The 7,649-nt window shown below is 39.4% G+C and carries 8 protein-coding genes; all 8 read right to left on the bottom strand.

What is annotated here, in order from left to right:
- Positions 1–310: 310 nt before the first annotated feature.
- Positions 311–730, bottom strand: a complete 420-nt coding sequence (locus ACFIME_RS04055) for a DUF2087 domain-containing protein (RefSeq protein WP_375662669.1) — start codon at positions 728–730, stop codon at positions 311–313.
- A 114-nt stretch (positions 731–844) separates the two neighbouring features.
- Positions 845–1,009, bottom strand: a complete 165-nt coding sequence (locus tag ACFIME_RS04050; RefSeq protein WP_375634983.1) for a hypothetical protein — start codon at positions 1,007–1,009, stop codon at positions 845–847.
- A 9-nt stretch (positions 1,010–1,018) separates the two neighbouring features.
- The gene (locus ACFIME_RS04045; RefSeq protein ID WP_375684533.1) at positions 1,019–2,173 is read right to left on the bottom strand and encodes an MFS transporter; all 1,155 of its coding nucleotides are present in this window, start codon (positions 2,171–2,173) and stop codon (positions 1,019–1,021) included.
- Between the two features lie 510 nt (positions 2,174–2,683).
- Positions 2,684–3,922: a DUF2087 domain-containing protein gene (locus ACFIME_RS04040; RefSeq protein ID WP_375662667.1), complete on the bottom strand. Its 1,239-nt coding sequence runs from the start codon at positions 3,920–3,922 to the stop codon at positions 2,684–2,686.
- 10 nt (positions 3,923–3,932) lie between these two features.
- Positions 3,933–4,703 carry a hypothetical protein gene (locus ACFIME_RS04035; RefSeq protein ID WP_375662666.1) on the bottom strand — a complete coding sequence of 257 codons (771 nt, stop codon included), beginning with the start codon at positions 4,701–4,703 and terminating at the stop codon, positions 3,933–3,935.
- A gap of 113 nt (positions 4,704–4,816) precedes the next feature.
- Positions 4,817–6,007: an MFS transporter gene (locus ACFIME_RS04030; RefSeq protein WP_375662665.1), complete on the bottom strand. Its 1,191-nt coding sequence runs from the start codon at positions 6,005–6,007 to the stop codon at positions 4,817–4,819.
- Positions 6,004–7,194 (bottom strand): hypothetical protein, encoded by a 1,191-nt coding sequence (locus ACFIME_RS04025; RefSeq protein WP_375618736.1) that lies wholly within the window; start codon positions 7,192–7,194, stop codon positions 6,004–6,006. Before ACFIME_RS04025 ends, ACFIME_RS04030 begins: the two co-directional genes overlap by 4 nt.
- Positions 7,195–7,258: 64 nt before the next feature.
- Positions 7,259–7,417 (bottom strand): hypothetical protein, encoded by a 159-nt coding sequence (locus ACFIME_RS04020; protein WP_375618735.1) that lies wholly within the window; start codon positions 7,415–7,417, stop codon positions 7,259–7,261.
- Positions 7,418–7,649: the final 232 nt, after the last annotated feature.

The raw sequence follows: 7,649 nt of genomic DNA, 5'->3' as shown, positions 1-7,649 counted from the left end.
GGGGGAGGTAAAAGCCATTAAGGTACGTAAGTCCACACACTTAAAGGGCGCTCAAGGATTAAATCTAAACTCAGATTTTCTTGGCTCTTATGTCATCTCTTCTTTTGTCTTATGTGTAGCCTGTATAGCCAAATCCTCAAAACAATCCGCTAACTTTTTGTAACAAAAAAACTGCAAACAATTCCTTGAACTCCAAACTATCTATACCACTAAATACTAAGGGGGCGCATAGCTGTCCTAAATTCTCTTTACAGAAAACAAAAAAACAAAACGCTGCACAAGAAAAACTCAAATGCTTGAATTTTTTCTTTCAACGTATGCGCTGATATTTGCTTGCATATCGTCTTAAAAATCCATTTTCCACCAAGGTTCGTCTTAATCTCGCAAAATCTAAAGTAAAAAGGCTACATATTTTTGATGTTTCTGTTTCGCGATAGTTTTTTCCTATTTGAAATGCTTCTGCAATTTTTGTAAGTATATCTTCTGTTTCTAAATGGCGATCGCTAAAATTTTCCATATTTCGTACATTTTTATCTTCTAGCGCTTGCCATAATTTATCGATTGCTTGAAATCCCTTTGTTGTGTTTTGAATAAGACTAAGGTTTAAAAGGTGATTAATAGATTTGTGAATGTTTTTGGTCTCTGAATTGACAAGTTTGAGGATATCAGAAAGAATTTTAGCACCAAGTATAATAACAGTATAGACAGCGCGTAGTGTCGGTGAGGTCATGGCAGAAATGAGCGAATTATAAGAAAAATGATTTGGCTGTATTGCACATGGATATCAATAGAATATTATTCGTGCAGAATGTAGCTACCTTACGCTTGTCTACCCCATAATCCTTTAAGCTATGAGACAATTTGCAACGGAGTTTACAGAGCAATCTTTAAAGACCGTTTTGAGCTTTTTTGTCGCAGAGTGTGTTACAAAATCATAATTGAGCCATTTATGGCGAAGTGTTTTAGGCACTCTTGTTGTGCCACCGGTTGCAAAAATTATATGTGACATGGAAGCTGCTTATTTTTTAGTTTGCATGAGGCACAGGCAAGAAGCAAAGGCGGAGGCACCAACAATCATGCAAAAGGTGAAAGCGATATGATTGTTGAAATGGCTGATGATCCATCCACTTATCCATGAGCCGGCAGCTTGGCCAATATTTGAAATAACAAGAATATAACTAAAAAGAACGCTGGCAGAGAGGGATGAGGTTGTTTTCCCTGCTTGATAGTATATCTCTGGAATCATGACAGATTCATAGACACTGTAGGCAATTAATGCAGTCACAGCGGTAAAGACCCCACCCATGAGGAAAAATGAGGAGAAACTTCCCATAAGCCATAATAGGTAGAAAGTTGATTTATCAGAAAGGCTGAGATGTTTATTGATTATTCCTTGCCAGATACAAATACTGATGCCAACAATTGAAAAGAAAATTCCACTATAAGGGGCGAGATTGCTGTCAAATTTACTGAGAAGTGTTGTGGTGGTGATGAAAATTCCCATGAGGAATGCACAAAGCAAAGCCGTGACCAGCAAATAAGCAATAGAACGATTATGTATTATTGTTTTTAAAGAAGAAAGAAGAGCTTTTTTTGTTTTTTTATTCTTTTCAAGAGATAATGTTTTATGCGGGTAATGATAAACAATTTGAATGGATAGAACACAAAGATACAAACCAAGGAGTGCAAAAAAAGCCATTAAGAAGGTCGATGCGTTGTATTTTATAGCACTCGTTGCAACAAGAGGGGCGATAACGACAGCAGCATTTTGAAAAAAAGAATAGAGAGTTAATGCGCGCTTAAGAGCATTTTTATTGAGATGTTCTGATAAAATTTCTCTCAAAAATGGCTTTGAAATTGCTTTCGAAAAAGCCATTAAGGTAAAAAAGATCAACCATGCAGAAGGTGTGAGCGATAGGATAATGCACACAAAAGCGCTACTCCTTAAAATAAAGGCGGTAGCCATTAAGAGTTTACGCGAAAATCTTTCTAATAAACCCGTTGTGGTTACCATGAGAATGCTTTCAAGGATTACTGATCCAGCGAGATAAAAAGCAACATTGGCAGCAGTTATGAGAGAAGAGTTTCCAAGCAGAGGGAGTACAAAGAAAAAGGAAAATTCAGAAAGAAAAACTGTGCTATAGATGAAAAAAGGAATTTTATTTTTGCCCATGGAATTTCCATAGAAGTGTTGTTAAATGATCAAAGACATTTTGTTGTATCTTTTGAGGAAGTTTTGCCAGCCCTGTTTTTGCTGTGCACATTTCGTTGAAATAGTATCTTTCTTGATTCACTAGCCAGTCCAATGCAAGAATATTGTTTTTTCTACGATGTTTTTAGAAATATCGAGCATGATTTGGATTGAGCAACAACACTGTGCCCGGATGTTCGCGCAACAATCGTAAGATCATTGAGACCTTGATCCTATATCTTCTCCTGATGGGTTTGACTGTTTCTAACCCTATTTAATAACCAATTGACATCCCGCACTCTTGTTCCTCCCCATTGCATCTCTTGCGAAGAGAGCACGCTAATCTCATCTCCATAGATTGTCAACATATGAATGGGATGAATGATTTTGTAACCTTTTAATGAAATTACATTTTTTTAGTGGAAGGTTATTCATTCTCTTGAAATAGAGAAGAAAAACGATAGCGTTCGCTAATCATTTTTCAATTCTCTTTTAGCGCATGCGTTGATATTTTCCTCCATGGCGTTGTAAAAAAACTCTCTCAACAAGAGTGCGTCGTAATCGGGCAAAGTCTATCGTAAAGAGGTTGCATATCTTGGAAACTTCCGTTTCGCTATAGGTTTTTCCCATTTGAAAGGCTTCACCAATTTTTGATAGCATCTCTTCTGTTTCTAAATGGCGGTCGCTTAAATTTTCCCTATTCCGTTCATGTTTATTTTCTAGCATTTTCCACACTGTCTCTTCGGCTTGAAATCCTTCTGTTGTGTTGTGAATAAGTCCAAGATTCAAAAGGCGATTGATGGATTTGTGAATGTTTTTGGCATCTGAATCGACATGTTTGAGGATATCAGTAAGATTTTTTGCACCAAGGATGATGGTGGCATAAACAGCGCGCAGTGTCGGTGATGTCATGGCAGAGATCAGTGAATTGCGGGTATTGCGTTTGTGAAGGGTTTCTTTTCCCATGGGCAAAAGATCGTTGCGAATGGGAAGTTCATTGATTTCTATGAGTTCTGCTTGTAGTGATTGTGCGCGTACAATTTGTTCGGCTGGGGTGCGTTTGCGAATAATTCCCAGACCACCTTGGCGATATTTGTGGTTTTCGGGGAGTGTTAAAGCCTCATAGGAGCCATCAAGCCGATAGAGGAGTTCTTCCCAGATAGGGGTTCTAACACGTCGAACCCGTTGTTCGCCATTGAGAGCAATTGTTGTTATCATTGTTGGTTCATGCAAACAAAGATAACCACCAGGTGTGATATGTTCCCAAAGGGTTAGAACAAATCGTACATCATCTGCGGGGGTTCCTGCATCAATCCAAGCAAAATCTATTGGCGCCCAAGATTTGAGGGTGCTTTCATCAAGAGAGAAAAAATTTTCATTGATAAATGTTACAGTGTCTTTTTTAATGCTATCTTTAAGAAGTTCGTGCCATGCTTCTTCTGCTGATTGACCTTCTACTGTAAAATCATCAATTGTGATAAGCCGTGGTTCGTAATTCTCAAGGACTCCTGAAGGATCAAGCAACGCTGTGCGCTCTTCCCAAATGGCGGATTCTAAAAGCTTTTTATCTTGTTGCCATGATAAATTCGCTTTTTGAAGTGCTTTTGCGATAAAGCGCGTACTATTACCAGCACCGATTTCAATGACTGTGCGCGGTCTTGCCATTTGAATAAGCGTATGGATAAGTTGAGCACTATTTTCTGTTCCCATGCCAGGTCTTATCAGCTGCATCTTTTTATCCTTATAATGTGAGCAATCGTAGCATTCCTGCTTTTACAAGAAACTTTATTGAATCCTCTAGCGGGTATTGAAGATGCATTGGTGTGGCAGCTTTCTGCAAGAGATGTTTTGTTTTTTCATGAAGCCGGATTGTGCGCCCATTAAGTTGATTAATGGCAAGAGTGCCAAGAGGAGAATCGATGATACGACATGTTGTCTCTCGTAAAAGAGCTGTTGCATCATTTTCTGAAAAGGCTTTTTGATCTGTTTCGATGAGACCGTGTCGTAGCAGTGATATCAAAAGACTTCCAGAGGCAAGAAGAGTACCATTGAGTTTGATTTCTTTTAAGGGTTGGACAAGGCAGCCTTCACGAAGTGCTTCAAATATGGGAAAGTCGAATCCGCCAAATGTCGCTCCTTTTGTAGAAACAATGGTGATGGGTTGTATTTGCCGTTTGCCAATGAGTGCTGGTTTGTTTCTCGTTATCTGTACGTCCTTTGCCCATTGAACGCGTGATAAAGGATTGAGTTCACGTGGGTAGACAGCGAAAGAATTGATGGCTATAGGTGGTGTTGGTTTTTGCAATTCAAGTGTGTGGATGCTTTCATTCAAGTCATGTAGCATATAGTCTGCCAGTTGCCATACATAACCACCTGTTCTATTGTAAAAGTTTAAGCCTATAGGGTCTTGTTGCATGATGTTAAACTGTTTTCTTCTGCTTTGAAATATCAAGTTTTGGCAATGGTTGTTTGCTGGGGTTGTTTGTTCCTCCACACGAGAATGGTTTATCAAAATCACATTGCTTGGTATGGGGTTGCATGGGAGATACAATAATTTGATTAGGTGATGATTTTTATGCCATTTTTGGGCATGGTTTTTTTCGAGAGAAAAGATGGCAAAGTTTGCTAGGCATTATCCCATTCCTTTTTTTGCATAGCGCGGTTTAACGTAAAGCCTAATAGGCCTGCGATCATGGTGGCAATGCCAATGATAAATAGTGTGTATTGGGTGTGATGCACTTTTACAAAACCAGCTCCTAGAAAGCCAAGGCACACCGCTGTTTGTATGATGAAGATATAGGCGGGCATTTGGTTGTTTCGGTGTTCTTTCTGAATGGCTTTCATCATAAAACTTGCCATTAGAGCATTTTGTACGCCGTTTGCACCACCAAGGATGAAAAATGACAGCATCATTAACCATACAATGTATGTGAGAGAAAAGCAGAAAATTGCTAAGCCAATGGTTGTGGCAGCCAGTGATGCACCAGCGGCATTGCCAAAGCGATGAAAAAGGCTGGAGAAACAGAGTGGACCAACCACGAGGCCTAGACTTATCATGCTTGTGATTACCCCATAGGTTTCAGCGCTTAAGTTGAGATCGGTACGAATGCGGACAATCGATAAGACGTTGAGAGCAGAGGTGAGGATGATGGTGATGATGAGGGGAGAAAGAGCATAGACAACATTTTTTTTACGCAAGAGCCCTCTTAAATCTAGTCCCTTTTTGGCTTGCTGTGTTGTGGTTGTTGGCATATGTATGTTTAAACTTTTAAAACAGAAGAGAGTGATAAAGGTTGCACAGAGAACCATGATAGATAGTGCAAAGAGCCCTTTTTGCCCGTTTGAGAGACCATATAGCACACCTCCTAACAGTGGTCCTGCAATGTAGCCAAGATTACGGACTGTTTGGATAATGCGGTTGATATGGTCTAATTGCCGATCATTTTTTGCGAAGTCAGGTACAGCAACAAGGATAGCAGACCAAAAGAGTGAACCAGCACACCCTAGTGCAAAAGAAAGGGCAATATAAACCCAAAATTGGTTGGCGATTGCAGCTGTGGCTATAAAGAGTGCTTCAAACAATAAAACAATGGGTACTGTTCGCGCTGGTTGGAAGCGATGCAAGAGGCGTGGTGCAATTGGTCCGGCACAAATTGCCCCGACAAGCCCTGCAAACAGCAGCATTGAAATAGATGCTGTGCTTTCTGCTAAGTGTAGAGCAAATGTAACTTGTGCTGTTTCATCGGCAAAGCTGCTAAAGCTCAAAACAAGGAAAAGTCCCATTTGGGTAAAAATCATGGATTTTTTCTTTGTCACAATGCTCCCCAACATGCTAAAGCTTTTACAGCTTTTAAAATTTCCTTCTGTGCTGTGTCATGTGGTTTATCATTTAATTTTGCTAGATCTAATTTTTTTCCTGATGAAAGTTGAGAAAGGAAATGTTCTAGATGAGAGCTATACTCAAAACTGGCGCAATGCCCATTTGCTGCGATGAGGAGTTCTTTTGTTTCTAGTAAGGGCACCCATTGGAGGGTTGCAGATGCGCGAAGAGTGATTTCATTTTCAATCTCAGAGACGTCAATAAGGGGGCGCTTGACACATAAACGTGAACTTGTATCACAAATTAATTGAGAAACCAGCATATGGCGTTTTAAGGTACCATTTGCGATGGCGGAGTTTAGTGCAGAGTGTTGAAAAGCATTATCAGGGTTTAAATTTGCTCTTCCTGATGCGCGGATATCATGTCGCGTTCGATCATCAAGATGGAGTAAATGCGTGACATAATTTTTATGATGTTGTGCATCGTGTGCTGTTTCCCAAAAAGCAATATTGATATTTGCCGCGATATTTTTTCCAGTTTCAGCAACGTGGAAAGCATCATGGGGAAAGTAGGCAACACGGTCTGTACGGTTTTGCAGCGCAATTGCTGTTAATTTATGCGCTTCATATTCAGGATATTTTAGCCCTTGGAGGTCTTCTCGTGTACTGGGCCATGCAAACATTGTTTTGCCATCCTGTAGAGTAAAACCAAAATTATGAGCGTGATCCACATGTATCCCAACATGGGTGGAGGAATATCGGCCGATGAAGCAGTCAATATCCACGCGCCCACCAGGCCTAAAACCTAAAGAATGAGCTAATTGATCTGAAAACTGTTTTGCCACATCCCATAGAACAGGGGTTGCAGCGTATAATCCATAATACATGACCGCCCATTCTTGTCCTTCGGCATATTGGTCAACGCGGGCAGTATATTCTTCTATAGTTCTATCCGTATCTAAAACAAGAAAGTTTGAAAGAGGACGTGGACTCCGCACTCCATTAACCACTGTTACTACTTCGGATTTAGGATTAAGAGCTAAGAGTTTATGAGGATGTAGAGCGTATTGTCTTAAAGCATTCAAAACATCTCTTTCATTGAAAGGGATGTACGAAATTGACAATTCAGCTGCTTGCTTAGCCCAAATTTTTTGAGAAAAGCCCTCTGAAAATAACTGAAACATGCTATTAAATAAGCTTAATTTTTAAAGATGGATGGATAAGCAGATTTGCATCAACAATACATCATTAAACTTCCAGCGAATCATTCATATTAAGCTCATCAAGCTCACTTTGATAAATTTGAATATCGTTACGCTGTGCATACTTAGTAAGCATTGCAGTTGGCACAACTTCATCAGCAGCCAATTCAATAACATTTTTTACTTTATTAAGTGAAATATTCATATATTTCCCCCCTTATAGTTGATAAAAAAAATCACTGATAACCACTCGTTTCACCTTAGCATGGATTTTATTTTTGTCAAATACAATGTTGATTGCAAAGAGCATTTTAAATAAGAGGGCTGAATTTTAGAGTAATTAAGAAGAATTTACAAAAAAAGCTGCACTATGCGTGCAGCTTTTTATGTATTTGCTTTAGAGGTAGAAGTTTTAAAGCATGAAAGTGTCCTTACGG

It is taken from the genome of Bartonella sp. AP1QHHD, from assembly GCF_042196265.1.
In the GTDB taxonomy this organism is placed as follows: Bacteria; Pseudomonadota; Alphaproteobacteria; order Rhizobiales; family Rhizobiaceae; genus Bartonella.
This window is presented reverse-complemented; position numbering and strand designations above follow the sequence as displayed.

Bases quoted from the DNA above. Each gene is read 5' to 3' on its own strand.
- ACFIME_RS04020 (WP_375618735.1), bottom strand. From the start codon at position 7,417: ATGAATATTTCACTTAATAAAGTAAAAAATGTTATTGAATTGGCTGCT.
- ACFIME_RS04055 (WP_375662669.1), bottom strand. From the start codon at position 730: ATGACCTCACCGACACTACGCGCTGTCTATACTGTTATTATACTTGGT.
- ACFIME_RS04050 (WP_375634983.1), bottom strand. From the start codon at position 1,009: ATGTCACATATAATTTTTGCAACCGGTGGCACAACAAGAGTGCCTAAA.
- ACFIME_RS04040 (WP_375662667.1), bottom strand. From the start codon at position 3,922: ATGCAGCTGATAAGACCTGGCATGGGAACAGAAAATAGTGCTCAACTT.
- ACFIME_RS04025 (WP_375618736.1), bottom strand. From the start codon at position 7,194: ATGTTTCAGTTATTTTCAGAGGGCTTTTCTCAAAAAATTTGGGCTAAG.
- ACFIME_RS04045 (WP_375684533.1), bottom strand. From the start codon at position 2,173: ATGGGCAAAAATAAAATTCCTTTTTTCATCTATAGCACAGTTTTTCTT.